This is a genomic window from Klebsiella sp. JN_Kp127, assembly GCF_040062505.1.
Classification (GTDB): Bacteria; Pseudomonadota; Gammaproteobacteria; order Enterobacterales; family Enterobacteriaceae; genus Klebsiella; species Klebsiella quasipneumoniae.
In genome coordinates this window covers 47,309-73,689 of record NZ_JBEAHS010000040.1, presented here as the reverse complement: position 1 = coordinate 73,689, position 26,381 = coordinate 47,309, and the positions used below count along the sequence as shown (strand labels likewise).

The window sequence follows — 26,381 nt, the reverse complement described above, 5'->3', positions numbered from 1 at the left end:
TCTTTTTCCCGGGACTACAGCAGCTGCGCCAGACGGTTAATATCCGACTGGATCGCCCCGGCGGTCACATCGCGCCCGGCGCCGGGCCCGCGGATCACCAGCGGATTATCGCGATACCAGCGGCTTTCGATAGCGAACACGTTATCGCACGGCAGCAGCGCCGCCAGCGGGTGCTCTTCGCGTACCGCTTCCACGCCGACGCGTGCTTTGCCGTTGGCATCAAAACGCGCCACGTAGCGGAGCACCAGCCCCATCTCGCGGGCCGCCTCCAGGCGCTGCAGCATCTGCTCGTTCAGCTCTTCGCCATTCTCAAAGAAGTGATCGACCGAACCCTCTTCACAGTGCGCCGGGACCAGTGATTCCACGCGCACCTGATCCGGCTCGATGTCGTAACCCGCTTCCCGCGCGAGGATCACCAGCTTGCGCATCACATCTTTACCGGACAGATCGACGCGCGGATCCGGCTCGGTCAGACCCTGCTGCCACGCCTGATCCACCAGGTCGGTGAACGGCACGGTGCCATCAAACTGCAGGAACAGCCAGGAGAGCGTTCCCGAGAAGATACCGCTCAGGCCGAGGATGGTATCGCCGCTGTCGATCAGGTCGCGCACCGTATGGTTCACCGGCAAGCCGGCGCCCACGGTGGCGTTATACAGCCAGTGGCGCCCTGTCTTCTCAAACGCGTCGTGGATCTGGCGATACTTATCGCTGCTGCTGGCCCCCGCCAGCTTGTTGGCGCTGATCACGTGGAAGCCATGGCTGGCGAAATCAAGATACTGGTCTGCCAGCTGCTCGCTGGCGGTGACGTCCAGCACCACTAAATCATCATACGGGTGCGCGCGCATCCACAGGAACAGCGACTCTTCGTCCTGCTCCACCGCTTCATCGTTGAAGAAAGCCAGCGCCCGGCTGGCGTCCAGCCCGTCGTAGTTCAGCAGACTGCGTTTACTGTCGACCACGCCGGCGAGCACAAACTCAAAGCCGGTGCGCGCCGAGAGCGTGGTTTGTTCACGGGCGAACAGCTCCAGCCAGCGGGAACCGATGTTCCCTTTGCCGAACAGCATCAGGCCGATACGCTTTTCGGCACGAAACAAGGACTGGTGCAGCCCCTGGATCAGGCTTTCCGTCGGCCCGGCGCGCAGGACGGCCACCAGGCTGATCCCCTCTTCCGACTGCCAGGTGAACTCCACCGGCTGCCCTTTCAGCTGCTGCCAGAAACGGTGGCAGTGCAGTGGGTTACGGGTGACGCCCGCGCCCACCATCGCCACCAGCGCCAGCTTCTGACGCAGACGCAGCTCGCCCGGAAGACCTGCCTCATCGAGCAGCTTCAGCGCGCTGTCGGCCACCTCGGAGGTATAGCAGAACTGCAGCAGTTTGCGGTCGGCATGGACGCCAACGGCTAACGGGCGCAGCTGGGCGCGTTTGAGCAGGGCGTCCAGCTCTTTATGCGCCAGTTTGAAATCGTGACCGGCCGGCACCTGGAACTCCACCAGGCAGACATCGTCATGGCTGGTGACAATCCGGGCGCCAGTACCGGAGGCCAGCACGCGCTCAATGCGCGTGGAACCCTGTTCCGGCGTATAGCTGCAGCGTAACTGCAGATCGATATCGCTGGCGGAAACCGGCTGTAGCGTGCGGGCATGGAGCACCGGCGCGGCCAGACGCGCCAGCTCGCTGGCTTCGTCCAGACGCAGCAGCGGCAGCAGACAGGCGTCTTTCACCTTGCGCGGATCCGCGCTGTACACCCCGGCGACGTCGCTCCAGATAGTGACGCGGGAAGCGCCCGCCAGCGCGCCGATCTGGGTGGCAGAGTAGTCAGACCCGTTACGGCCCAGCAGGACGGTTTCACCGGCCTGGTTGCGGGAGATAAAGCCGGTCACCACCAGACGCTTGTTAGGATGCTGCGCCATCAGCTGCTGCAGCAGTGGATAGGATAATCCTTCATCCACCTGCGGCTGCGCGGCGCGTTCCGCGCGCAGGAACGCGCGCGCGTCCAGCCAGGCGGCTTCCATTCCCAGCTGGTTGAGAACCGCCGCCATCAGGCGCGCGGACCACACTTCCCCATGGCCGACCACTTCCGCATAGACCGCTTCGGAAACCCCGCCGTCCAGCAGACCAGCCAGACGCTCAAGGTCGTGGATAAAGGCGGCGATCAACGTATCCGCCGCCGCAGGCTCCACCAGACCGCCAATCAGCTCGGTGTGATAGCGGCGAAGCGACTGCTGAACCTGATGCGCAGCAAGGCGATCGCTCTGGCTAAGCTTAAGCCAGCTGATCAGCTGGTTGGTGGTGCTGCCAGCGGCGGAGACGACCATCATGTCCCCCGCCTGCGAATACTCCTTCATGATCCCCGCGACGCGCAGGTAACATTTCGCATCCGCTAAACTACTCCCACCAAATTTGTGCAGCTGACGACCCTTCGCCCCTGCCTGCGCAATCACACTCATCTTTATTCCTCGTTTGCTGCCCGGAAGCCATTTTCCAGGTCGGCAATTAAATCTTCACCATCTTCGATACCGGTCGAAATACGCAGGAGCGTTTCTGAAATTCCGGCGGCGGCACGCGCTTCAGGCGCCATGCCGGCATGCGTCATCGTTGCCGCATGGGAAATCAGGCTTTCAACGCCCCCCAGCGATTCCGCCAGTGTAAACAGCGACAGCCCGCTCAGGAAGCGGCGCAGCGTCTGCTCGTCACCGTCCAGCTCGAAGCTTAACATTGCGCCAAAACCTTTTTGCTGACGCGCCGCAATTTCATGTCCCTGGTTTTCCGGCAGCGACGGATGATACAGCTTTTTCACCAGCGGCTGGGTTTTCAGATACTCGACGATCGCCAGGGCATTACGCTGCGCCACTTCCATACGGGGAGAAAGCGTCCGCAGCCCGCGCAACAGCAGATAGCTGTCGAAGGCGCTGCCGGTGACGCCAATGTTATTCGCCCACCATGCCAGTTCGGTGACAGTCGCCGGATCGTTGGCAATCACCACCCCGGCCACCACATCAGAGTGACCATTAAGGTATTTAGTACAGGAGTGCAACACCAGATCGGCGCCCAGCGCCAGCGGGTTTTGCAGCGCCGGACTCAGGAAGGTGTTATCGACCACGCTGATCGCCCCGGCTTCGCGCGCCAGACCACAGATTTTCGCAATATCCACCACCCGCAGCAATGGATTACTTGGGCTTTCGACCAGCACCAGCTTCGGTTTTTCCGCCAGCGCCGCCCGCAGCGCCTGCTCATCGTTTTGATCGACGAACTGAACGCGATAGCAGCCGCGCTTCGCCAGGCTATCGAACAGACGGTAGCTGCCGCCGTAGCAGTCGTGCGGCGCCACCAGCAGATCGCCAGGCTTAAGGAACACCGTCGTCACCAGCAGGATCGCCGACATACCGGTATTGGTCAGCACCGCGCCAGCGCCGCCCTCCAGCTCCGCTAAAGCGCGCTGCACCACATCACGCGTCGGGTTGCCGCGGCGGGAATAGTCGTGAGCGCGAGGTTCATTAAAGTCGGTGAAGTTATAGGTACTGGAGAGGTGGATCGGCGGGACAACGCAACCGTACTGCTCGTCGTCATTTAAACCGCTACGCACTGCGATGGTGGCCTGTTTACGCGTCATGTTGGGAAGTTCCTGGGCTGAATCGGTGAAAAGTCAGGCTTCAGAGTAAACATTGTCACAATAGACGTCAATACATCTGGACATCTAAACTTCTTTGCGTATAGATTGAGCAAAGTGCAAATAGCCGTTAAAATTATATGCATTAGCGCACGTCGGCGGCGGCTTATCTCATGTCAGAAAGCCCGCGCATACGGTAAACTACGCGCGATTATAGCCCGGGCGGAATATTCTGGCCCTTCACTAATAAACAGAGGATTAAGGTATCTCATGGCTGAATGGAGCGGCGAATATATCAGCCCATACGCTGAGCACGGTAAGAAGAGTGAGCAAGTAAAGAAAATTACGGTTTCCATTCCTCTGAAGGTGTTAAAAATCCTCACCGATGAACGCACGCGTCGTCAGGTGAATAACCTGCGTCACGCGACCAACAGCGAACTGCTGTGCGAAGCGTTCCTGCATGCCTTTACCGGACAACCGTTGCCTAACGATGAAGACCTGCGTAAAGAGCGCAGCGATGAGATCCCGGAAGCGGCGAAAGCGATTATGCGTGAACTGGGTATCGACCCGGATACGTGGGAATACTGAGACGATAAAAAGGGCGGAAGCACGCTTCCGCCCTTTTTCTTTCCCGCCCAGGCAGGCGAGAGACACAAAAAAGCCGCCCTGAGGCGGCTTCTTCTGGCAACTTACTTGCTGCCCGGGATGCTGAAGCGCTTGTTGAAGCGGTCAACACGGCCACCGGTAGCAACATCACGCTGTTTGCCGGTGAAGAACGGGTGGCATTTGCCGCACACGTCGAGGTTCAGGTCGTGACCTACGGTGGAGCGGATTTTCATGACATTACCGCAAGAACAGGTAGCAGTAATTTCGTCGTAATTTGGGTGAATACCTTTTTTCATGGGAGAACCTCAGTTAAGGCCGCGTCGCTCTTCCAGCCCTAACGCCAGACACCACGCGATATTAGTAATTTCCCGTCGCCCTCTACGCTGTTGACAGCGTGAAGCACGCGGTAATGGTCAATCTTCAATGCGATATAAAGCGCATCAAAGGCGGCGAATCATACAGAATTTGACCAGCATATGCAAACTGATCCGCGCCGCCTTATCGTAATGTGTATACTATCCCGCCAGATTTCAAGTCAGGAAGATGACATGCCCGTCGCCCACGTTGCCCTACCCGTTCCGCTACCGCGCACTTTTGACTATCTGCTGCCTGAAGGCATGGCGGTCAAAGCGGGCTGTCGGGTGCGGGTGCCGTTCGGCAAACAGGAGCGGATCGGTATTGTCGCGGCGGTCAGCGAACGCAGCGAGCTGCCGCTGGACGAGCTAAAACCGGTCGCGGAAGCGCTGGACGACGAACCGGTCTTCTCCGGTACCGTCTGGCGGCTGCTGATGTGGGCGGCTGAGTATTACCATCATCCGATTGGCGATGTGCTGTTCCATGCGCTGCCCATTCTGCTGCGCCAGGGCAAACCCGCCAGCGCGACGCCGCTGTGGTACTGGTTCGCCACCGAGCAGGGGCAGGCCGTCGACCTTAACGGTCTGAAACGCTCGCCGAAGCAGCAGCAGGCGCTGGCGGCGCTGCGCCAGGGAAAAATCTGGCGTCATCAGGTTGGCGAACTGGAATTTAATGAAGCGGCGCTGCAGGCGCTGCGCGGCAAAGGGCTGGCGGAGCTGGCCTGCGAAGCGCCCGCCCTCATCGACTGGCGCAGCGCGTATTCGGTTGCCGGCGAACGCCTGCGTCTTAATACCGAGCAAGCCACCGCCGTCGGGGCGATCCACAGCGCCGCCGATCGCTTCTCCGCCTGGCTGCTGGCGGGTATTACCGGCTCAGGGAAAACGGAAGTCTATTTGAGCGTGCTGGAGAATGTGCTGGCGCAGGGGCGCCAGGCGCTGGTGATGGTGCCGGAGATCGGTCTGACGCCGCAGACCATCGCCCGCTTCCGCCAGCGCTTTAACGCGCCGGTGGAAGTGCTGCACTCCGGACTCAATGACAGCGAACGTCTTTCGGCCTGGCTGAAGGCGAAAAACGGCGAAGCGGCCATTGTGATCGGCACCCGCTCCTCGCTGTTTACCCCTTTTAAAGACCTCGGCGTCATCGTTATCGACGAAGAGCATGACAGCTCCTACAAGCAGCAGGAGGGCTGGCGCTACCATGCCCGCGACCTGGCGGTATGGCGCGCCCACAGCGAACAGATCCCGATTATTCTCGGCTCGGCGACGCCGGCGCTGGAGACCCTGCATAACGTCCGCCAGGGCAAATACCGCCAGTTAACCTTAAGCAAACGCGCGGGCAATGCGCGCCCTGCCCAGCAGCACGTGCTCGATCTCAAAGGGCAACCGCTGCAGGCGGGTCTGTCTCCCGCGCTGATTAACCGTATGCGCCAGCATCTGCAGGCGGATAACCAGGTGATCCTGTTTCTTAACCGCCGCGGCTTTGCGCCAGCGCTGCTGTGCCACGACTGCGGCTGGATAGCGGAATGTCCGCGCTGCGACAGCTACTACACGTTGCACCAGGCGCAGCACCATCTGCGCTGCCACCATTGCGACAGTCAGCGCCCTATCCCGCGCCAATGTCCCTCCTGCGGCTCCACGCACCTGGTGCCGGTGGGTATCGGCACCGAACAGCTGGAGCAGGCCCTGGCGCCGCTGTTCCCTGACGTGCCTATCTCGCGTATCGACCGCGATACCACCAGCCGCAAAGGGGCGCTGGAGGAGCATCTCGCCGCCGTCCATCGCGGCGGGGCGCGTATTTTAATTGGCACCCAGATGCTGGCCAAAGGCCACCACTTCCCGGACGTCACCCTCGTCTCCCTGCTGGACGTCGACAGGGCGCTGTTTTCCGCGGATTTCCGCTCCGCCGAGCGTTTCGCTCAGCTCTATACCCAGGTCTCCGGGCGAGCGGGACGGGCAGGAAAACAGGGCGAAGTGATCCTGCAAACCCACCATCCTGAACACCCTCTGCTGCAGACCCTGCTGTATAAAGGCTACGACGCCTTCGCCGAACAGGCGCTGGCAGAGCGGCAGACAATGCAGCTACCGCCGTGGACCAGCCATGTGCTGATTCGTGCGGAAGACCATAACAACCAGCAGGCGCCGCTGTTTTTACAACAGCTGCGCAATCTGCTGCAGGCCAGTCCGCTGGCCGACGACAAGCTATGGGTGCTCGGTCCGGTTCCGGCGCTGGCGCCGAAGCGCGGCGGCCGCTGGCGGTGGCAGATATTGCTGCAGCATCCTTCGCGGGTACGCCTGCAGCATATCGTCAGCGGTACGCTGGCGCTGATCAATACGCTGCCGGAGGCGAAAAAAGTGAAGTGGGTGCTGGATGTCGATCCTATTGAAGGGTAAGCCTTCTCTTGCGAGCCGGATCGAAAAATTTAATAAGCATCACGTTTTTCATGAAAATTCTGTAACTCACTGCCGCGACTATCTGATAAAAATGATGCAGCAGTTAGCGCGCAAGGGAAATGCCAGCGCCATTCAGCGAGGAGAAACCAGGTGAAGCCCAAAAAACAAGTGGTTGCCGCCACCATGAAAGACGTCGCCTTAAAGGCAAACGTTTCCACGGCAACCGTGTCCCGAGCGTTGATGAACCCTGATAAGGTGTCGCAAGCCACCCGTAACCGGGTCGAGCAGGCGGCGCTGGAAGTCGGCTATTTACCGCAGTCGCTCGGACGCAATATGAAGCGCAACGAATCGCGGACGATCCTCGTGATCGTCCCGGATATCTGCGATCCCTTTTTTAGCGAAGTGATCCGCGGTATTGAAGTCACTGCCGCCGAGCACGGATATCTGGTGTTAATCGGCGATTGCGCCCACCAGAATCAGAAAGAAAAAACCTTTATCGACCTTATCATCACCAAGCAGATTGACGGCATGGTGCTGCTCAGCTCGCGCCTGCCGTTTGACGCCAGCGTGGAAGAGCAGCGCAATTTGCCGCCGATGGTCATGTCGAACGAGTTCGCGCCGGAGCTGGAGCTGCCCACCGTCCACATCGATAACCTGACGGCGGCTTTTAACGCGGTAAACTATCTTCACGAGCTGGGACACCAGCGTATCGGCTGCATCGCCGGCCCGGAAGATATGCCGCTGTGCCATTATCGCCTGCAGGGTTACGTGCAGGCGCTGCGCCGCAGCGGTATCACCGTTGATCCGCACTATATCGCTCGCGGCAACTTTACCTTCGAAGCTGGCGCCAATGCGCTGGAGCAGCTGCTGTCGCAGCCGGTACCGCCCACCGCGGTCTTTTGCCATAGCGATGTGATGGCGCTGGGCGCCTTATCGCTGGCGAAACGCCGCGGTCTGAAAGTGCCGGACGACCTGTCGATTGTCGGCTTCGATAACATCGCGTTGTCTGAATTTTGCGATCCGCCATTGACCACCGTGTCACAGCCGCGTTTTGATATCGGCCGTGAAGGAATGCTGCTATTACTTGAGCAAATGCAGGGTCATAACGTGAACAGCGGCTCGCGCCTGCTCGATTGCGAACTGATTGTTCGCGGCAGTACGCAAAAAATCAGACGATAACCATCAGGCTTTCGGGCCTGCTCTTCTGGTCAAAGGCCCGCCGCTTAAGTAACATGGCGGGCTGACGAACGAATATAAGACAGCGAAACGATAGTGGCACAACGAGATTATGTACGCCGCAGCCAACCGGCTTCTTCGCGGCGCAAAAAGAGCACTACCCGAAGCTCAAGGAATAAGCAAAGCAGCCTCCCGGCAATTTCACCGGCTATGGTGGCGATCGCGGCGGCTGTGCTGGTGGCCTTTATCGGTGGACTCTATTTCATTACGCACCATAAGAAAGAAGAAGCGGAAGCGATGCAAAATCGCCAGGCCGCCGGCAACGGCTTGCCGCCAAAACCGGAAGAGCGCTGGCGCTATATTAAAGAGCTGGAAAGCCGCCAGCCGGGCGTTCGCGCGCCGACCGAACCGACCGCCGGCGGCGAAGTGATGAAACCGGAGCAACTGACCGACGAACAGCGTCAGCTGCTGGCCCAGATGCAGGCCGATATGCGTCAACAGCCGACTCAGCTGACCGAAGTGCCGTGGAACGAACAAACGCCGGCCCAGCGCCAGCAGACGCTGCAGCGTCAGCGTTTAGCGCAGCAGCAGCAGCAGGCGCAACAGCAACAGTGGGCGCAAACTCAGCCGCAGACCGCGCAGCAGCAGCCGCGCGTTCAGCAGCCGAAGCCGGTCCAGCAGCAACAGCCGAAGCAGACCGCGTCAAACCAGCAGCCGTACCAGGATCTGCTGCAGACGCCGGCGCACACTACGACTACGCAGCCGCGCGCGCAGGCCGCCGCGCCGGTGACTCGAGTGGAGGAAGCGCCGAAAACGACCGCCGAGAAAAAAGACGATCGTAGCTGGATGATCCAGTGCGGCTCCTTTAAAGGCGCCGAGCAGGCCGAAACCGTCCGCGCTCAGCTGGCTTTCGAAGGGTTTGCTTCGCACATCACCACCAACAACGGCTGGAACCGCGTGGTCATTGGCCCGCTGAAAGGCAAAGAAAGCGCCAACGAGATGATCACCCGCCTGAAGATGGCTGGACACGCGAACTGCATTCGTCTCGCCGCCAGGGGTTGAAACCCTCAAAATCCCCCCCATCTATAATTGCATTCGGCCCCGCGGACAGCGCGGGGCCCCTGTTCCGCTTTTGCAACCAAGGGGTCTGCTCGTGACTACAATTGTAAGTGTTCGCCGTAACGGCCATGTTGTTATTGCCGGTGATGGCCAGGCTACGCTGGGCAACACCGTAATGAAGGGCAACGTGAAAAAAGTGCGTCGTCTGTACAACGACAAAGTGATTGCCGGTTTCGCTGGCGGCACCGCCGACGCCTTCACGCTGTTCGAACTGTTTGAACGCAAACTGGAAATGCACCAGGGCCATCTGGTGAAGGCCGCCGTTGAGCTGGCTAAAGACTGGCGAACCGATCGGATGTTGCGCAAGCTGGAAGCGCTGCTGGCCGTCGCGGACGAAAACGCGTCGCTTATCATCACCGGTAACGGTGACGTGGTACAGCCGGAAAACGATTTGATTGCTATCGGCTCCGGCGGTCCTTACGCCCAGGCCGCGGCCCGCGCGCTGCTGGAAAACACCGATATGGGCGCGCGCGATATCGCCGAGAAAGCGTTGGATATTGCAGGTGATATCTGCATCTATACCAACCATTTCCACACCATCGAAGAATTACCTTCTAAAGCGTAAGGATCTCCCATGTCTGAAATGACCCCACGCGAAATTGTCAGCGAACTGGACAAACACATTATCGGCCAGGACGCCGCCAAGCGTTCTGTTGCTATCGCCCTGCGTAACCGCTGGCGCCGGATGCAGCTTAACGAAGAGCTGCGTCATGAAGTCACGCCGAAAAACATTCTGATGATCGGCCCAACCGGCGTCGGTAAAACCGAAATCGCTCGTCGTCTGGCGAAACTGGCCAACGCGCCGTTTATTAAAGTTGAAGCGACGAAGTTCACCGAAGTGGGCTATGTCGGTAAAGAAGTGGACTCTATCATCCGCGATCTGACCGATGCGGCGATCAAAATGGTTCGTATGCAGTCCATCGATAAGAACCGTTACCGCGCGGAAGAGCTGGCGGAAGAGCGCGTGCTTGACGTGCTGATCCCACCGGCGAAGAACAACTGGGGCCAGACTGAGCCGTCGCAGGAACCGTCTGCGGCGCGCCAGGCGTTCCGTAAGAAACTGCGCGAAGGCCAGCTGGACGATAAAGAGATTGAAATCGATCTCGCTGCGGCGCCAATGGGCGTTGAAATCATGTCCCCTCCGGGCATGGAAGAGATGACCAGCCAGCTGCAGTCCATGTTCCAGAACCTTGGCGGCCAGAAGCAGAAACCGCGTAAGCTGAAAATCAAAGACGCGATGAAGCTGCTGATTGAAGAAGAAGCGGCCAAACTGGTCAATCCGGAAGAGCTGAAGCAGGAAGCCATCGACGCTGTTGAGCAGCACGGTATCGTCTTTATCGACGAAATCGACAAAATCTGTAAGCGCGGCGGCAACACCTCCGGCCCGGACGTCTCCCGTGAAGGCGTACAGCGCGACCTGCTGCCGCTGGTGGAAGGCTGCACCGTCTCCACCAAGCACGGGATGGTCAAGACCGACCACATCCTGTTTATCGCCTCCGGCGCGTTCCAGGTGGCCAGCCCGTCCGATCTGATCCCGGAACTGCAGGGACGTCTGCCGATCCGCGTTGAGCTGAAGGCGCTGACCACCCATGACTTCGAGCGCATCCTTACCGAACCGAACGCCTCCATCACCGTGCAGTACAAGGCGCTGATGGCGACCGAAGGGGTGAATATCGAATTCACCGAAGACGGTATCAAGCGTATCGCTCAGGCCGCATGGCAGGTAAACGAAACCACCGAGAACATCGGCGCGCGCCGTCTGCACACCGTGCTGGAGCGCCTGGTGGAAGATATCTCCTATGATGCCAGCGAGATGAACGGCCAGACCGTCACTATCGATGCCGAATATGTGAGTAAGCACCTGGATGTTCTGGTGGCAGATGAAGATCTGAGCCGTTTTATCCTATAATCCGGTGCAATGCATTTTCATCACTGTTGATGGGGGCTATCGCCCCCATTTTTATTGGCTAAAATAACTATGACTGATATCAGCCGTTCTCAGGCGTGGCTGGAAAGCCTGCGTCCTAAAACGTTACCGCTGGCGTTTGCCGCGATTATTGTTGGCACCGTCCTTGCCTGGGAGCAGGGGCATTTTGATCCCTGGGTCGCTCTGCTGGCGCTGATCACCGCCGGCTTGCTGCAAATTCTTTCCAACCTCGCCAATGACTACGGCGACGCGGTCAAGGGGAGCGATAAACCGGACCGCATCGGGCCGCTGCGCGGGATGCAGAAAGGGGTGATTACCCCCCAGCAGATGAAGCGCGCCTTGATTGTCACCGTCGCGCTGATCTGTCTGTTTGGTCTGGCGCTACTGTGCGTCGCCTGGCAGAGCGTCGGCGATTTCATCGGTTTCCTCGCGCTGGGTGGCCTGTCGATCGTGGCCGCCATCACCTACACAGTGGGCACCCGCCCGTATGGTTATATTGGCCTCGGTGATATTTCGGTACTCGTTTTCTTCGGCTGGCTGAGCGTCCTCGGCAGCTGGTATCTGCAAGCCCACAATGTGGAAGCGGCCATTTTTCTGCCGGCAACGGCCTGCGGTCTGCTGGCGACCGCCGTACTGAACATCAATAACCTGCGTGATATCGACAGCGACCGGCAGAACGGGAAGAACACCCTCGCCGTGCGCCTGGGGCCGGTCAATGCCCGCCGCTATCATGCCTGCCTGCTGCTCGGCGCCCTGCTGTGTCTGGCGCTGTTTAACCTGCTGGCGCTGCATTCTGCCTGGGGCTGGCTGTTTATTCTCGCCACGCCGCTGCTGGTCAAACAGGCGCGTTACGTCCTGCGCGAATCCGATCCGCTGGCGATGCGGCCGATGCTCGAAAAGACGGTCAAAGGGGCTTTACTGACCAACCTGCTGTTTGTTATCGGGATTATTGCCAGTAAGCTGGCGGCTTAACTGACAAATATCAATTAACAATTGATGATTTTGCCAACAATGCGATTCGCGGGATATACTAAAAACTCTCGCAGCAACTGAACGTTAAGCCTATGAAATACGATACTTCCGAGCTTTGTGACATCTACCAGGAAGATGTCAACGTCGTGGAACCGCTGTTCTCTAACTTTGGAGGACGGTCGTCGTTTGGTGGACAGATCATTACGGTAAAATGTTTCGAGGATAACGGGTTGCTCTACGATCTGCTCGAGCAGAATGGCCGTGGTCATATTCTCCTGATCGACGGCGGCGGCTCAGTACGACGCGCGTTAATTGACGCTGACCTGGCGCGTCTGGCCGTACAGAATGAATGGGAAGGGTTGGTGGTCTATGGCGCGGTGCGCCAGGTTGACGACCTTGAGGAACTGGATATCGGCATCCAGGCGCTGGCGGCCATTCCGGTCGGCGCGGCTGGCGAAGGCATCGGCGAAAGCGACGTGCGCGTCAATTTCGGCGGCGTGACCTTCTTCAGCGGCGACCATCTGTATGCCGATAACACCGGGATGATTCTGTCGGAAGACCCGCTGGATATCGAATAAACCTTGCGCCATAAAAAAGGCCTTCTCCATGAGAAGGCCTTTTGTTTATCCGGCGCGTAACTTAGTACAGTTTCTTCGCGCAATCCAGCCAGTCGTTCTTGAACGGACGCTTCATGTTCTCGATGGCATCGATGATGTCGTGGTGCACCAGCTTCTCGTTCTGGATGCCGACGCAACGGCCGCCATGGCCCTGCAGCAGCAGCTCAATCGCATAGGCGCCCATGCGGGAAGCCAGGATACGGTCGTAAGGAACCGGGGAACCGCCGCGCTGAATGTGCCCGAGGACGGTAGCGCGGGTTTCACGGCCGGTCTCTTTCTCGATGTAGCTTGCCAGCTCGTCAACGTCGCACATGTGCTCGGTGATCGCCACGATAGCGTGTTTCTTCCCTTTCGCGATGCCGGCTTTGATTTCCGCTACCAGATCGTCACGGGTATATTCCACTTCCGGCACCATGATGAACTCACAGCCGCCGGCAATCGCCGCCGCCAGAGTCAGGTCGCCACAGTAACGGCCCATCACTTCCACCACGGAGATACGCTGGTGCGAAGAGGAGGTGTCGCGCAGACGGTCAATCGCTTCCACCACGGTGCTCAGAGCGGTGAAGAAGCCGATGGTGTAGTCAGTGCCTTTGATATCGTTGTCGATGGTGCCCGGCAGGCCGATGCACGGGAAGCCCATCTCGGTCAGGCGCATCGCCCCCATATAGGACCCGTCACCACCGATAACCACCAGCGCGTCCAGGCCACGCTTCTTCATGTTTTCGATAGCCACTGCGCGGATGTGTTCTTCGCGGAATTCCGGGAAGCGAGCGGAGCCCAGGAAGGTGCCGCCGCGGTTGATCATGTCGGAAACGCTGTAACGGTCGAGCTGAACCATACGGTCTTCGTACAAGCCGAGGTAACCGTCATAGATTCCAAAAACTTCCAGACCTTCCGTTAATGCCGCGCGCACAACGCCACGAATTGCTGCGTTCATGCCCGGCGCATCACCGCCACTTGTCAACACACCGATTTTCTTAATCATGACTACCTCTGAACTTAGGAAGCAAAAAATAATTCTGTTGCCTGAAGCGCTCCCTCACCAGGAGTGCACGACGCTAATGACAATAGTATATCAAACGCCTCAAGCTGAATTGATTCAGGTCAGACCAAACGGCGGTAATTTATACAAAAAATGCCGAGCTGACCCACATTTTTACATCGAGTTTACAGACTATAACCTAACGCTCAAAAAAGCCCTGCTGCGCCGCCGGCACCACAGAACTGGGATCCTGATGGATAATGACATCGGAACCCGGGAAACGGCGCAGAATCGCCTGCTCCACCTGGTCTGCAATCACGTGGGCTTGCACCAGCGGGAGGTTATCTTCCATTTCCAAATGAATCTGAATAAAGCGGGTCGGCCCTGACTGCCGCGTTCGTAGATCGTGCGCCCCGCGGATGCCGGGCCATGCGGTCACGATGGTGATAATGTCCTGACGCTCCTCGTCAGGCAAAGCGCGGTCGAGTAACGACTGAACCGCCTCATAGCCCATCCGCAGCGCGCTATATAAAATATAGATGCCAATTCCTAAGGCAAACAACGCATCGGCGCGATGCCAACCGTACCAGGAGAGGCCCAGCGCCACCAGAATGGCGCCGTTCATCATAACATCAGACTGATAATGAAGCATATCCGCCCGCACCGCCTGGCTTTGGGTTTTTCGTACCACCCAGCGCTGGAAGGTCACCAGCGCCAGCGTGCTGAACAGGGCAATCAACGTGACGACAACCCCGACGCCGGCGGCCTGTAGCGGCTCCGGACGCACCAGGTGCTGAATACCGGTAAGAAACAGAAACAGCGCCGAGCCGGAGATAAACATGCTTTGCGCCAGCGCCGCCAGCGACTCCGCTTTGCCGTGGCCAAAGGTATGTTCTTCATCAGCAGGCTGCAGCGAATAGCGCACCACCAGCAGGTTGGTCAGCGAGGCGGCAATATCCACCAGCGAATCCACCAGCGCGGCCAGAATACTGACTGAACCGGTATACCACCACGCAAAAATTTTGATCAAAAGTAACGCGGAGGCCATCGCCGTCGCAGCGATAGCGGCGCGACTGACCAACCGGCCATAAGATTGATTCATATAGGCTCCTTCTCCTGCACTGCGCTTAGTATAACCTGAACTGGTGACGCTCACGGGACAGGCGAAGAAGTTGATTTGCCGAAAAAAGGACAAAAAAAACCCCCACATCATGTGGGGGAAGACAGGGATGGTGTCTATGGCAAGGAAAACAGGGTTTGTTACTGGGGTTGCAGGGTGTTGCTACTACTCGAAAGCATCATCGCTGAGCCTTTCTGCGTCCTTGCAACCTCACGCAACTGATCCATACGTTGCTGGTGCTTAGCATTTAAAACCGCTTGCTGCTCTGGCGTAAGCAGGTGGTACATCTGGTTGCGGACCTTAGCCATCTCGACCTGGCGAGCAACCTGTTCCTGCGCCATCTTTTCTGCCTGAGCGCGCACAGCGTTTTCATCAAAATTTTCTGCGGTGACAAGGCGATGCATTGTCTCCATTTCGCTAACATTAACGGGGAGCCTGTCGTGGCGTGCCCGTTGCATAAGATCCCGTAACTGCTGACGTTGCTGCTCGGTTAAACTTATGCCGTCAAACATATGGCTCTGGCTACCGCGCTGTCCCCCTTCGTCTCCGGGGAGCCAGTTAACGCTGGTAACGACTTCAGCGGCCTGGCTATATGCACTTAGCGCCAGCGTTGAGGCCATGACGGCAGCGATAACATTGCGCATCACATACTCCCAAAACGTTTGTGTCGCGATTCAACGAGAGACAGTCTACGATTCAGGCTGCAAACATGCGTCAGGGGGTGTAAAACAACGTAAAGTCATGGATTAGCGGGCCTTGATGACGTAATTTCTGCCTCGGAGGTATTTAAACAATGAATAAAATCCTGTTAGTTGATGATGACCGGGAGCTCACCTCCCTGTTAAAAGAGCTGCTCGATATGGAAGGTTTTAACGTGCTGGTGGCCCATGATGGGGAACAGGCGCTGGCCCTTCTGGACGACAGCATTGATTTATTGCTGCTCGACGTAATGATGCCGAAGAAAAACGGTATCGATACGCTTAAAGAGCTGCGTCAGACACACCAGACTCCGGTTATCATGCTAACAGCGCGCGGGAGCGAGCTGGATCGCGTTCTCGGCCTCGAGCTGGGCGCAGATGACTATTTGCCTAAGCCGTTCAACGATCGCGAACTGGTGGCGCGTATACGCGCGATTCTGCGCCGTTCCCACTGGAGCGAACAGCAGCAGACGACCGAAGCCGGCTCGCCGACCCTGGAAGTGGATGCCTTAAGCCTCAATCCGGGCCGTCAGGAAGCCAATTTCGATGGCCAGACGCTGGAGCTCACCGGCACCGAGTTCACCCTGCTCTATCTGTTAGCGCAGCATCTCGGCCAGGTGGTGTCACGCGAACATTTAAGCCAGGAAGTGTTAGGCAAGCGCCTGACGCCGTTCGACCGCGCCATCGATATGCATATTTCCAACCTGCGGCGTAAGCTGCCGGAGCGCAAAGATGGCCATCCGTGGTTTAAAACGCTGCGTGGCCGCGGGTATCTGATGGTTTCCGCTTCATGATTGGAAGTTTGACTGCACGCATCTTCGCCATCTTCTGGCTCACGCTGGCGCTGGTGTTGATGCTGGTGCTGATGCTGCCCAAACTGGACTCCCGGCAGATGACCGAGCTGCTGGAAAGCGAGCAGCGTCAAGGCATCATGATCGAGCAACACGTCGAGGCCGAGCTGGCCAACGATCCGCCAAACGACCTGATGTGGTGGCGTCGTCTGTTTCGCGCCATCGATAAATGGGCGCCTCCGGGTCAGCGCCTGCTGCTGGTCACCAGCGAAGGCCGCGTGATCGGCGCAGAACGCAACGAGATGCAGATCATTCGCAACTTTATCGGCCAGGCCGATAACGCCGATCATCCGCAGAAAAAACGCTATGGCCGCCTGGAAATGGTGGGCCCGTTCTCCGTCAGGGATGGGGAGGATAACTATCAGCTGTATCTGATCCGTCCCGCCAGCACCTCACAATCCGACTTTATCAACCTGCTGTTTGACCGGCCGCTGCTGCTGCTGATCGTCACAATGCTGGTTAGCGCCCCGCTGCTGCTGTGGCTGGCGTGGAGCCTGGCGAAACCGGCGCGTAAGCTGAAAAATGCCGCTGACGAGGTCGCCCAGGGCAACCTGCGGCAGCATCCAGAGCTGGAAGCCGGACCGCAGGAGTTTTTAGCCGCTGGCGCCAGCTTTAACCAGATGGTGACGGCCCTGGAGCGGATGATGACCAGCCAGCAACGGCTGCTGTCCGATATCTCGCACGAGCTGCGCACGCCGCTCACGCGCCTGCAGCTGGGCACCGCCCTGCTGCGCCGCCGCAGCGGTGAGAGCAAAGAGCTGGAGCGTATCGAAACTGAAGCGCACCGGCTGGACAGCATGATCAACGACCTGCTGGTGATGTCGCGCAATCAGGCGAAAAACGCCCTGGTGAGCGAGACGGTCAAAGCCAATCAGCTGTGGGGCGAAGTGCTGGACAACGCGGCGTTTGAAGCCGAGCAGATGGGTAAATCGTTCACCGTTGAGTATCCGCCGGGTCCGTGGCCGCTGTACGGTAACCCCAATGCGCTGGAAAGCGCGCTGGAGAATATCGTCCGCAACGCCCTGCGCTACTCGCACACCAAGATTTCCGTCAGCTTCTCAGTGGATAAAGACGGGATTACGGTTAACGTCGATGACGACGGCCCGGGAGTCAGCCCGGAGGATCGCGAGCAGATTTTCCGGCCATTCTACCGGACCGACGAGGCGCGCGACCGCGAGTCCGGCGGCACCGGCCTGGGGCTGGCGATTGTCGAAACCGCTATTCAGCAGCACCGTGGCTGGGTGAAGGCCGACGACAGCCCGCTGGGCGGTCTGCGCTTAACCCTCTGGCTACCGCTGTATAAGCGGACCTGACGCTGACCCGGCCTGCGCTGCGCCGGGTTACCGCCAGGAACGGTCAGGTCGCCCGGGTAAGGCGCTTGCGCCGCTACCCGGGAGACGCTGCGGAAAGCGCCAATATGGGGGAATTATTTCCCCCACAATCGCCGTGAATTATCCTCGATCTTGCCGCTTAAACGGCGCTTCTGCATGGTTCGACTCCAGCTTACCGACAGGCCCGCTACCGACAATAAGCGGTGGTACTGATCGTCATCAAACGGCATCTGCCAGGCAATCGCCCCGGCCTCATGGACGCTGACATCGCTCAGGCGAGAGACCAGTTCGAGCGGCGCATCGCTGGAGACTTGCCCCCCGGCGATCACCCGGTACAACCAGCCGGTCTTCCCGCTGTTTTGCATCAGCTGCGCCATATCACCGATCGCAAAATGAAAGTTGAGCTTGAAGCACGGAGAGCGCGGCTGGGTGACCTGGATCAGCGCCTCGCCCCAGCAAAAGATATCGCCAATGTAGACGTTTTGTTCGGTGAGGCCGGTAGTGGAGAGGTTTTCGCCGAACGCCGGGGCGCAGAACCGATCGGCCTGCTGGGGGAATTCACGGATCCAGTCGGCATAGTGTTCGCGCGGATAGTGACACAGCGCGCGGTCCGGCCCGCCGTGTATTTTCTTCTCCGCCTGCTCATCCCCTTCGAGACCGAGATCGCCGAGCTGCAACTCGCCGTCAACCTGGATTTTGCCGATCGCGCTGGGACGACTGCCCGTGTAGTCCCTGATTTTGCCGACAAAGACATTCACCGGATAATGCATGTCTGCTCTCCTTGCTACCGATATAAAAAAAGCGAGCCATCAGACTCGCTTCTCTCTTAGCACATTGCAACCTTATTTTTTGGCGGCAAAACGCGCTGCAGCTTCGTCCCAGTTCACCACATCCCAGAAGGCTTTGATGTAGTCCGGGCGACGGTTCTGGAATTTCAGGTAGTAAGCGTGTTCCCACACGTCCAGACCCAGGATTGGGAAGCCGGAAGCGCCGGAAATGGCTTCGCCCATCAGCGGGGAATCCTGGTTTGCGGTGGAGACAACGGCCAGTTTGTCACCTTTCAGGACCAGCCACGCCCAGCCGGAACCGAAACGGGTCGCAGCGGCTTTTTCGAATTCCGCTTTGAAGTTGTCCACAGAGCCGAAATCGCGCTCGATAGCCGCTTTCAGGTCGCCCTGCAGGGTGGTACCGGTTTTCAGGCCTTTCCAGAACAGGCTGTGGTTCGCGTGGCCGCCGGCGTTGTTACGCAGTACGGTTTTTTTGTCAGCCGGCAGCTGATCCAGCTTGGTGATCAGCTCTTCAGCGGACAGGTTAGCGAACTCCGGTAGGCTTTCCAGCGCGGCGTTGGCATTGTTCACGTAGGTCTGGTGGTGTTTGGTGTGATGGATCTCCATCGTCTGCTTGTCGAAGTGCGGTTCCAGAGCATCGTAAGCGTACGGCAGGGATGGCAGGGTATAGCTCATAATCATCTCCATTATTGTCGAGCGGCTCAAGTGTTAACGCCGCGTAAGCAGTTTGTCCATTATAGTTAATTAAATGGTATTGAAAATGCTTATCAATGCCGTATTTTTCATATGGATATAACCAGAAGAAATACCCGTCGTTTTGTGATGTAGAACAACTAATTAAGCCCATGGTTGCCAGAGTTCGCCATCCTGTGGCAACGTCCTGAAGGCGGCCAAAGCGGCTAATTTTTACACTCATCGCATCGGAAGCCGCCGTCTCCGATAAAAAAAGATGAGGATAAAATCAATGAACCACGCGATTACGATGGGTATTTTTTGGCATTTGATAGGGGCCGCCAGTGCCGCCTGTTTCTATGCCCCGTTCAAGAAAGTAAAACACTGGTCGTGGGAAACCATGTGGTCGGTCGGGGGGATCGTCTCCTGGCTGATCCTGCCCTGGGCCATCAGCGCCACCCTGTTACCCGATTTCTGGGCCTACTACCGCTCCTTTAACGCCTCCACGCTGCTGCCGGTCTTTCTGTTCGGCGCCATGTGGGGCATCGGTAATATCAACTATGGCTTGACCATGCGCTATCTCGGCATGTCGATGGGGATTGGCATCGCCATTGGCATCACGCTGATTGTCGGTACGCTGATGACGCCGATTATTAACGGTCAGTTTTCGGTGCTGATGCACACCCAGGGCGGTCAAATGACGCTGCTCGGCGTGCTGGTGGCGGTGGTTGGCGTTGGCATCGTCACCCGCGCGGGCCAGCTGAAAGAGCGCAAAATGGGCATCAAAGCCGAAGAGTTCAATCTGAAGAAAGGGCTTCTGCTGGCGGTGATGTGCGGTATCTTCTCGGCAGGGATGTCGTTCGCGATGAACGCCGCCAAACCGATGCATGATGCCGCCGCGGCGCTCGGCGTCGACCCGTTATATGCGGCGCTGCCAAGCTACGTGGTGATTATGGGCGGCGGGGCGCTGGTCAACCTTGGCTTCTGCTTTATTCGTCTGGCGAAAGTGAAGACTCTGTCAGTCAAAGCCGATTTCTCACTGGCCAAACCGCTCATCATCAGCAACCTACTGCTTTCCGCCCTCGGCGGCCTGATGTGGTATCTCCAGTTCTTCTTCTATGCCTGGGGCCACGCCAGCATTCCGGCGCAGTATGACTATATGAGCTGGATGCTGCACATGAGTTTCTACGTACTGTGCGGCGGTCTGGTGGGTCTGGTGCTGAAAGAGTGGAACAACGCCGGTCGTCGTCCGGTGAGCGTCCTGAGCCTCGGCTGCGTGGTGATCATCATCGCCGCCAACATCGTCGGTCTGGGAATGGCCAGTTAAGCACCGGATCATCTGCCTGACAAAGACGCTCTTCAGGCGGCGGCGCGACTGCGCTGCCGCCACTGCCCCGGCGACATGCCGATTTCCCGGCTGAACACCACCGAAAAGTAGTTACTGTCCTCAAAGCCGCACTGCATGGCGATATCGCCGATTAAGCGCTCGGTATGCTGCAACAGATACTGCGCATGGCAGATCCGTAGCTGGCGTAAATAGTGATTGATGGTCATGCCGGTTTGCTGGCGAAATTGCTGCCGTAGCGCCCGCTCGCTGCCGCCCTCCTGCTCGCAGAAACGCTCCAGGACAAAGGGTCGGCTCAGGCTGGCCGCCAGCGCGGCCAGCAGTTTGTCCAACAGCGCTTCGCGCTGCGTCGCCGCCAGATTATCCGTCGCGTAGCGATGGCGCTGGAGGGTCAGCGCCAGCTGAGCAAACAGCAGCTCGGCCATCGCATTCCCCTGCGCATCGTGCCGGGAACACTCGTGCTCAAGCTGGCTAATTACCTGGCGCGCCTGCGCCATACCGGTGCTGCCCATACGCCAGTGGGGCTTCCACGGCGTGCCGAAGAGGCCAGGGATCGCCCCCGCCCAGTCGAAATTGAGCTGCAGCCGCTCCGGGCAATAGATGATGTTCTGCAGAACCAGATCGTTAACGGAAGCATAGGAGTGTTTATCTTCGGCGCGAATATAGAACAGATCGCCGCGGGTAATGCGCCAGGGACGGTCGTTGAGAACGTGCAGCCCGTTGCCCCGCCACACCAGCACCAGCTCGCAGAACTCATGGGTGTGTTCAGCGAAGACGTTTTGCGGGTAGCGGTCGGCCACCGCCACCGCCTGCGTGGCGGAAGGGAAAAACTCCTCTTTACGTAGAATCAGACCGGCCACGGCTCACACTCCCAACGCGGATAACGGCGCATTATTCGCGTTTTTGGTCCGCAATACGTTGACTCCTCTCGCGTTACTGAAGAATAGCGTCGCGCCCCTGGCGGATATCGCGCGGCGACCAGGAAAACTCGCGGCGAAAAAGCGTCGAAAAGTGGTTACTGTCGCCGAATCCGCAGCGATAGGCGATATCAGTCACGCTTTCATCGCTGTGGCGCAGCAGGTGGCGGGCTTTCATCAGGCGCACCCGATTGAGATAGCGCTGCGGCGTCAGGCCGGTCTGCTGCTTCAGCTGGCGGTGTAGAGTACGCAGCGACAGCGAAAACTGCGCCGCCACCTCCTCCCAGCAGATCTCCTGCGCAAAATGGTCTTCCAGCCAGGCCAGCAGCTGATTCAGCCGCGCATCGTTGTTGGTGGCCTCTTCCGCAAGGCTGCTTTTCCGCAGCAGCACCAGCAGCTGCATAAACAGGATCTCACGGCTGGCGACGGCATGGGTATCCGTTTCGCTCCCCATGGCCTCCATCTGCGCCACGATATGCCGCACCTGCTGCAGGACCGTCTGGTTTACCCGCCAGTGCGACGGGTAGTTGCCCTCTTGCTCCTGGGGCAGCAGCTGGCTGACCCCGGCGAGAAAACGAAACGCATCCGGCGCGCGATAGAGCACGTTGGTCAGACACAGATTGTCCGTGTGCTCGTAAAGATGCCGGTCGTGATCGCGAATAAAGCAGACCGAGCCGCCGCCGATGGTATAAGGCTGGCCATTGAAGACGTGAATGCCCGTGCCCTGCTCCACGATGACAATTTCATGGAAATCATGGTGATGCTCCGGAAAGGCCGACTGAGGGAGGCGGGGTTCAATAGCCACCGTCGAGATCCCGGCCTTAAAGAAATCCGTACTGTGCAATATGGTCATGATGCCACCCTCGTAATGAGAAAAATTATCAGTCACCGGCTGATAGTAATGAAGGGTTGGCTATCCGGCCTTCAATTTTTGACCGCGAAATTCGTAAATCCTGCCGCTTTTTCAAGAATCAGCCGGAAAGATGCGGAACTGCGGACCCCATCACATCCTCCTCACCACCGCCCAAAACCGCAATTTGTGATTTTCCTCACGGTCACCTTTGCTTTCTTGCCAGCGGCCAGTTTCGGCTGTCCGTAGCGAGAAGGTGTTAGTCAGCGCCCTTTTTTAGACTGCGGACAATGATTTTAAGAAGGGTCGTTCCATGAGTATTCGTCATTGTGTCGCCGTCGATTTAGGCGCCTCCAGCGGGCGGGTCATGCTCGCCAGCTATCAGTCCGGGCCGCGCGCCCTGACGCTGCGTGAAATTCATCGCTTCACCAACAGCCTGCAGAAGGTGGATGGCTTCGACTGCTGGGATCTCGATAGCCTCGAAGGCGAGATCCGCCGCGGGCTGGAGAAAGTGTGTGAGCAGGGCATCCTGATCGACAGCATCGGCATCGATACCTGGGGCGTGGATTATGTCCTGCTGGATAAGCAGGGTCAGCGCGTCGGGCTGCCGGTCTCCTATCGTGACGACCGCACCCAGGGCCTGCTACGTCACGCTGAAGAACAGCTGGGCCGGGCGGAGATCTATCGCCGCAGCGGCATTCAGTTTCTGCCGTTTAACACCCTTTATCAGCTGCGCGCCCTGGTGGAGCAGCAGCCGGAGCTGGTCAGTCAGGCCGCCCATGCCGTGCTGATCCCCGACTATTTCAGCTTCCGCCTGACCGGCAATCTGAACTGGGAATATACCAACGCCACCACCACCCAGCTGGTCAACATCCACAGCGATAGCTGGGATGAGACGCTGCTGAACTGGACCGGCGCGCCGCGCGAATGGTTCGGTGCGCCGACGCATCCCGGCAACGTTATCGGCCACTGGATTTGTCCGCAGGGTAATAACATCCCGGTGGTCGCCGTCGCCAGCCACGACACCGCCAGCGCGGTGATCGCCTCCCCGCTGGCCGACCGCCATGCCGCCTATCTCTCCTCCGGGACCTGGTCGCTGATGGGGTTTGAAAGCCTGACCCCGTACACCTGCGACGCGGCGCTGCAGGCCAATATCACCAACGAAGGCGGGGCCGAAGGCCGCTATCGGGTGCTGAAAAATATTATGGGCCTGTGGCTGCTGCAGCGGGTGCTGAAAGAGCAAAACGTCAGCGACCTGCAGGGGCTAATCGCCCGCACCGCCGCGCTGCCGGCGTGCCGCTTCATCATTGACTGCAATGACGACCGCTTTATCAACCCGGCCAGTATGAGCGCCGAGATCCAGGCCGCCTGCCGCGGATCCGGTCAGCCGGTGCCTGACAGCGACGCCGAACTGGCGCGCTGCATTTTCGACAGCCTGGCGCTGCTCTACGCCCGGGTGCTTAACGAGCTGGCGGCGCTGCGCGGCCAGCCCTTCAGCCAGCTGCATATCGTCGGCGGCGGCTGCCAGAACGAACTGCTCAACCAGCTGTGCGCCGACGCCTGCGGGATCACCGTCGTGGCCGGCCCGACAGAGGCCTCCACCCTCGGCAATATCGGCATCCAGCTAATGACCCTCGACGAGCTGGCCAGCGTCGATGAGTTTCGTCAGGTGGTGCGCGGCAACGCGTCCCTCACCACCTTTACCCCCAATCCTGATAGTGAAATTGCCCGTTTCGTGGCGCAGTTTCAGCCACAACAGACCAAGGAGCTTTGCGCATGACCACTCAACTTGAACAAGCCTGGGAAATTGCTAAGCAGCGCTACGCCGCCGTCGGCGTGGATGTCGAGGAGGCCCTGCGCCAGCTGGACCGTCTGCCCGTATCCATGCACTGCTGGCAGGGTGACGACGTCGCCGGGTTCGAAAATCCGGCGGGAAGCCTGACCGGCGGCATCCAGGCCACCGGCAACTACCCGGGCAAAGCGCGCAATGCTCAGGAGCTACGCGCCGACCTTGAGCAGGCGCTGAGCCTGATCCCGGGGCCAAAGCGTCTCAACCTGCACGCTATTTATCTGGAATCCGACGCGCCGGTGGCGCGCAATGAGATTAAGCCGAAGCACTTTAAAAACTGGGTTGAGTGGGCGAAAACCAACAAACTGGGGCTGGATTTCAACCCCTCCTGCTTCTCGCATCCGCTGAGCGCCGACGGCTTTACCTTGTCGCATGCCAACGATGAGATCCGCCAGTTCTGGATCGACCATTGCAAAGCCAGCCGCCGCGTATCCGCTTATTTTGGCGAACAGCTGGGCACCCCGTCGGTGATGAATATCTGGGTGCCGGACGGCATGAAGGACATTACCGTTGACCGCTTCGCGCCGCGCCAGCGGCTGCTGAACGCGCTGGATGAAGTCATCAGCGAAAAATTCGACCCGGCGCATCACATTGACGCTGTGGAGAGCAAGCTGTTCGGTATCGGCGCCGAAAGCTACACCGTCGGCTCCAACGAGTTCTATATGGGCTACGCCACCAGCCGCCAGACGGCGCTGTGCCTGGATGCCGGCCACTTCCACCCGACGGAGGTCATCTCCGACAAGATCTCCGCCGCCATGCTCTACATCCCGCGTCTGCTACTGCACGTCAGCCGCCCGGTGCGCTGGGACAGCGACCACGTGGTGCTGCTGGATGATGAGACCCAGGCCATCGCCAGCGAAATCATTCGCCATAACCTGTTTGACCGCGTGCACATCGGCCTCGACTTCTTCGATGCCTCCATCAACCGCATCGCGGCCTGGGTGATTGGTACCCGCAATATGAAAAAAGCGCTGCTGCGCGCCCTGCTGGAACCGACCGATCAGCTGCGCCAGCTGGAGAACGACGGCGATTACACCGCCCGCCTGGCGCTGCTCGAAGAGCAAAAATCCCTGCCGTGGCAGGCCATCTGGGAGATGTACTGCCAGCGTCACGACACGCCGGCGGGCAGCCAGTGGCTGGACAACGTGCGGGCTTATGAGAATGCGGTTCTGAGCCAGCGCGGGTAATGCACGGGCTTCCCCGGGTCGCGGCTGACGCCTTACCCGGGCGACGAACCGGTAGCCCGGATAAGCCGTTTACGGCGCAATCCGGGGGCACGCACATATTTAGGGTGAGGGGGTCAACCCCTCACCGAATCAACAGGAAAGACAAGACTATGCAGACCATTATCGACGCCTGGTTCGTCCAGGGCATGATCAAAGCCACCTCCGACGCCTGGCTGAAGGGCTGGGACGAGCGCAACGGCGGCAACCTGACGCTGCGTCTGGATGAGGCGGATATCGAACCTTACGTGGCGGATTTCCACGCTAAACCACGCTATATCGCCCTCAGCCAGCCGATGCCAACCCTGGCTAACCAGCCGTTTATCGTCACCGGCTCCGGCAAATTCTTCCGTAATGTCCAGCTCGACCCGGCCGCTAACCTTGGCGTGGTGAAAGTCGACAGCGACGGCGCGGGATACCATATCCTGTGGGGCCTGACGGAGGATGCAGTGCCGACCTCCGAGCTGCCGGCACACTTCCTGTCGCACAGCGAGCGCATCAAACTGACCGACGGCAAGGACCGGGTGATCATGCACTGTCATGCCACCAACCTGATTGCCCTGACCTACGTCCTGGAGAACCACAGCGATCTGTTCACCCGCAAGTTGTGGGAAGGCAGCACCGAATGTCTGGTGGTCTTCCCGGATGGCGTCGGCATTCTGCCGTGGATGGTGCCAGGCACCGATGAAATCGGCCAGGCGACTGCGGAAACCATGCAAAAACACTCGCTGGTGCTGTGGCCGTTCCACGGCGTCTTCGGCAGCGGCCCAACCCTGGATGAGACCTTCGGCCTGATCGACACCGCCGAGAAGTCCGCCGAAGTGCTGGTGAAAGTCTTGTCCATGGGCGGTATGAAGCAGACCATCACTCGCGAAGAGCTTATCGCCCTTGGCAAACGCTTCAACGTGCAGCCGCTGCAGTCCGCGTTAGATCTTTATCCATAACAACATCGCGCCCCGCTCACCGAGACGGGGCGAAGCCTCACCT

General features: G+C 58.9%; 24 protein-coding genes. 14 read left to right on the top strand and 10 right to left on the bottom strand.

Annotated elements, in window-relative coordinates:
- Positions 1-14: 14 nt before the first annotated feature.
- Both ABLV04_RS15385 and metB read right to left on the bottom strand, forming a co-directional pair.
- A complete protein-coding gene (locus tag ABLV04_RS15385) occupies positions 15-2,447 on the bottom strand; it encodes a bifunctional aspartate kinase/homoserine dehydrogenase II (protein WP_023291529.1) in 2,433 nt (810 codons plus the stop codon).
- 2 nt (positions 2,448-2,449) lie between these two features.
- Positions 2,450-3,610 carry a cystathionine gamma-synthase gene (gene metB, locus ABLV04_RS15380; RefSeq protein ID WP_004203678.1) on the bottom strand — a complete coding sequence of 387 codons (1,161 nt, stop codon included), beginning with the start codon at positions 3,608-3,610 and terminating at the stop codon, positions 2,450-2,452.
- A gap of 267 nt (positions 3,611-3,877) precedes the next feature.
- Here metB and metJ point away from each other — a divergent pair, with 267 nt between their 5' ends.
- Positions 3,878-4,195 carry a met regulon transcriptional regulator MetJ gene (gene metJ / locus ABLV04_RS15375; RefSeq protein ID WP_002882924.1) on the top strand — a complete coding sequence of 106 codons (318 nt, stop codon included), beginning with the start codon at positions 3,878-3,880 and terminating at the stop codon, positions 4,193-4,195.
- A 101-nt stretch (positions 4,196-4,296) separates the two neighbouring features.
- Here the strand turns inward: metJ and rpmE are convergent, their stop codons facing one another.
- Complete coding sequence (gene rpmE / locus ABLV04_RS15370; protein ID WP_002882922.1) at positions 4,297-4,509, bottom strand: 50S ribosomal protein L31; 213 nt, start codon at positions 4,507-4,509, stop codon at positions 4,297-4,299.
- 252 nt (positions 4,510-4,761) lie between these two features.
- Between rpmE and priA the strand changes: the two genes are divergently transcribed.
- From priA to rraA, 7 genes are all read left to right on the top strand, one after another.
- Complete coding sequence (gene priA / locus ABLV04_RS15365; RefSeq protein ID WP_348815862.1) at positions 4,762-6,957, top strand: primosomal protein N'; 2,196 nt, start codon at positions 4,762-4,764, stop codon at positions 6,955-6,957.
- Between the two features lie 150 nt (positions 6,958-7,107).
- On the top strand, positions 7,108-8,136 hold the full coding sequence (gene cytR, locus ABLV04_RS15360; RefSeq protein WP_004203676.1) for a DNA-binding transcriptional regulator CytR: 1,029 nt from the start codon (positions 7,108-7,110) through the stop codon (positions 8,134-8,136).
- 93 nt (positions 8,137-8,229) lie between these two features.
- Positions 8,230-9,195 carry a cell division protein FtsN gene (ftsN, locus tag ABLV04_RS15355; protein ID WP_072013396.1) on the top strand — a complete coding sequence of 322 codons (966 nt, stop codon included), beginning with the start codon at positions 8,230-8,232 and terminating at the stop codon, positions 9,193-9,195.
- A gap of 91 nt (positions 9,196-9,286) precedes the next feature.
- Positions 9,287-9,817: an ATP-dependent protease subunit HslV gene (hslV, locus tag ABLV04_RS15350; RefSeq protein WP_002882918.1), complete on the top strand. Its 531-nt coding sequence runs from the start codon at positions 9,287-9,289 to the stop codon at positions 9,815-9,817.
- Between the two features lie 9 nt (positions 9,818-9,826).
- Complete coding sequence (gene hslU, locus ABLV04_RS15345) at positions 9,827-11,161, top strand: HslU--HslV peptidase ATPase subunit (protein WP_002882917.1); 1,335 nt, start codon at positions 9,827-9,829, stop codon at positions 11,159-11,161.
- Positions 11,162-11,230: 69 nt separating this feature from the next.
- Entirely contained in the window at positions 11,231-12,151 is a 921-nt protein-coding gene (gene menA, locus ABLV04_RS15340; protein ID WP_004203673.1) for a 1,4-dihydroxy-2-naphthoate polyprenyltransferase, read from the top strand.
- 92 nt (positions 12,152-12,243) lie between these two features.
- On the top strand, positions 12,244-12,729 hold the full coding sequence (gene rraA, locus ABLV04_RS15335) for a ribonuclease E activity regulator RraA (protein WP_002882913.1): 486 nt from the start codon (positions 12,244-12,246) through the stop codon (positions 12,727-12,729).
- 61 nt (positions 12,730-12,790) lie between these two features.
- On the opposite strand, the gene pfkA is transcribed toward rraA, so the two are convergent.
- From pfkA to cpxP, 3 genes are all read right to left on the bottom strand, one after another.
- Positions 12,791-13,753 carry a 6-phosphofructokinase gene (gene pfkA / locus ABLV04_RS15330; protein ID WP_002882911.1) on the bottom strand — a complete coding sequence of 321 codons (963 nt, stop codon included), beginning with the start codon at positions 13,751-13,753 and terminating at the stop codon, positions 12,791-12,793.
- A gap of 196 nt (positions 13,754-13,949) precedes the next feature.
- Positions 13,950-14,852: a CDF family cation-efflux transporter FieF gene (fieF, locus tag ABLV04_RS15325; protein ID WP_008807873.1), complete on the bottom strand. Its 903-nt coding sequence runs from the start codon at positions 14,850-14,852 to the stop codon at positions 13,950-13,952.
- Positions 14,853-15,010: 158 nt separating this feature from the next.
- The gene (gene cpxP / locus ABLV04_RS15320) at positions 15,011-15,514 is read right to left on the bottom strand and encodes a cell-envelope stress modulator CpxP (protein ID WP_023291526.1); all 504 of its coding nucleotides are present in this window, start codon (positions 15,512-15,514) and stop codon (positions 15,011-15,013) included.
- A gap of 149 nt (positions 15,515-15,663) precedes the next feature.
- Between cpxP and cpxR the strand changes: the two genes are divergently transcribed.
- Both cpxR and cpxA read left to right on the top strand, forming a co-directional pair.
- Positions 15,664-16,362, top strand: coding sequence for an envelope stress response regulator transcription factor CpxR (gene cpxR / locus ABLV04_RS15315; protein WP_004203671.1), 699 nt, complete (start codon positions 15,664-15,666; stop codon positions 16,360-16,362).
- Positions 16,359-17,732 (top strand): envelope stress sensor histidine kinase CpxA, encoded by a 1,374-nt coding sequence (gene cpxA, locus ABLV04_RS15310; protein WP_008807874.1) that lies wholly within the window; start codon positions 16,359-16,361, stop codon positions 17,730-17,732. The genes cpxR and cpxA overlap by 4 nt, the downstream gene beginning before the upstream one ends.
- A gap of 113 nt (positions 17,733-17,845) precedes the next feature.
- Here cpxA and yiiM read toward each other — a convergent pair whose 3' ends face one another.
- Both yiiM and sodA read right to left on the bottom strand, forming a co-directional pair.
- Positions 17,846-18,520 carry a 6-hydroxyaminopurine reductase gene (yiiM, locus tag ABLV04_RS15305; RefSeq protein WP_147734108.1) on the bottom strand — a complete coding sequence of 225 codons (675 nt, stop codon included), beginning with the start codon at positions 18,518-18,520 and terminating at the stop codon, positions 17,846-17,848.
- Between the two features lie 72 nt (positions 18,521-18,592).
- Positions 18,593-19,213 carry a superoxide dismutase [Mn] gene (gene sodA, locus ABLV04_RS15300; protein ID WP_004203668.1) on the bottom strand — a complete coding sequence of 207 codons (621 nt, stop codon included), beginning with the start codon at positions 19,211-19,213 and terminating at the stop codon, positions 18,593-18,595.
- Between the two features lie 289 nt (positions 19,214-19,502).
- Here sodA and rhaT point away from each other — a divergent pair, with 289 nt between their 5' ends.
- Positions 19,503-20,537: an L-rhamnose/proton symporter RhaT gene (rhaT, locus tag ABLV04_RS15295; protein ID WP_023291524.1), complete on the top strand. Its 1,035-nt coding sequence runs from the start codon at positions 19,503-19,505 to the stop codon at positions 20,535-20,537.
- Between the two features lie 32 nt (positions 20,538-20,569).
- On the opposite strand, the gene rhaR is transcribed toward rhaT, so the two are convergent.
- Both rhaR and rhaS read right to left on the bottom strand, forming a co-directional pair.
- Positions 20,570-21,415, bottom strand: coding sequence for an HTH-type transcriptional activator RhaR (rhaR, locus tag ABLV04_RS15290; protein ID WP_004203666.1), 846 nt, complete (start codon positions 21,413-21,415; stop codon positions 20,570-20,572).
- Positions 21,416-21,488: 73 nt separating this feature from the next.
- Positions 21,489-22,325 (bottom strand): HTH-type transcriptional activator RhaS, encoded by an 837-nt coding sequence (gene rhaS / locus ABLV04_RS15285; protein WP_004203665.1) that lies wholly within the window; start codon positions 22,323-22,325, stop codon positions 21,489-21,491.
- 310 nt (positions 22,326-22,635) lie between these two features.
- Here rhaS and rhaB point away from each other — a divergent pair, with 310 nt between their 5' ends.
- The 3 genes from rhaB to rhaD all read left to right on the top strand — a co-directional run bounded on the left by rhaB (position 22,636) and on the right by rhaD (position 26,338).
- A complete protein-coding gene (rhaB, locus tag ABLV04_RS15280) occupies positions 22,636-24,102 on the top strand; it encodes a rhamnulokinase (RefSeq protein ID WP_101978042.1) in 1,467 nt (488 codons plus the stop codon).
- Positions 24,099-25,358, top strand: coding sequence for an L-rhamnose isomerase (locus tag ABLV04_RS15275; RefSeq protein WP_180266330.1), 1,260 nt, complete (start codon positions 24,099-24,101; stop codon positions 25,356-25,358). The genes rhaB and ABLV04_RS15275 overlap by 4 nt, the downstream gene beginning before the upstream one ends.
- A 149-nt stretch (positions 25,359-25,507) precedes the next feature.
- Positions 25,508-26,338 (top strand): rhamnulose-1-phosphate aldolase, encoded by an 831-nt coding sequence (rhaD, locus tag ABLV04_RS15270; RefSeq protein WP_050534179.1) that lies wholly within the window; start codon positions 25,508-25,510, stop codon positions 26,336-26,338.
- The last annotated feature ends 43 nt before the right edge of the window (positions 26,339-26,381 follow it).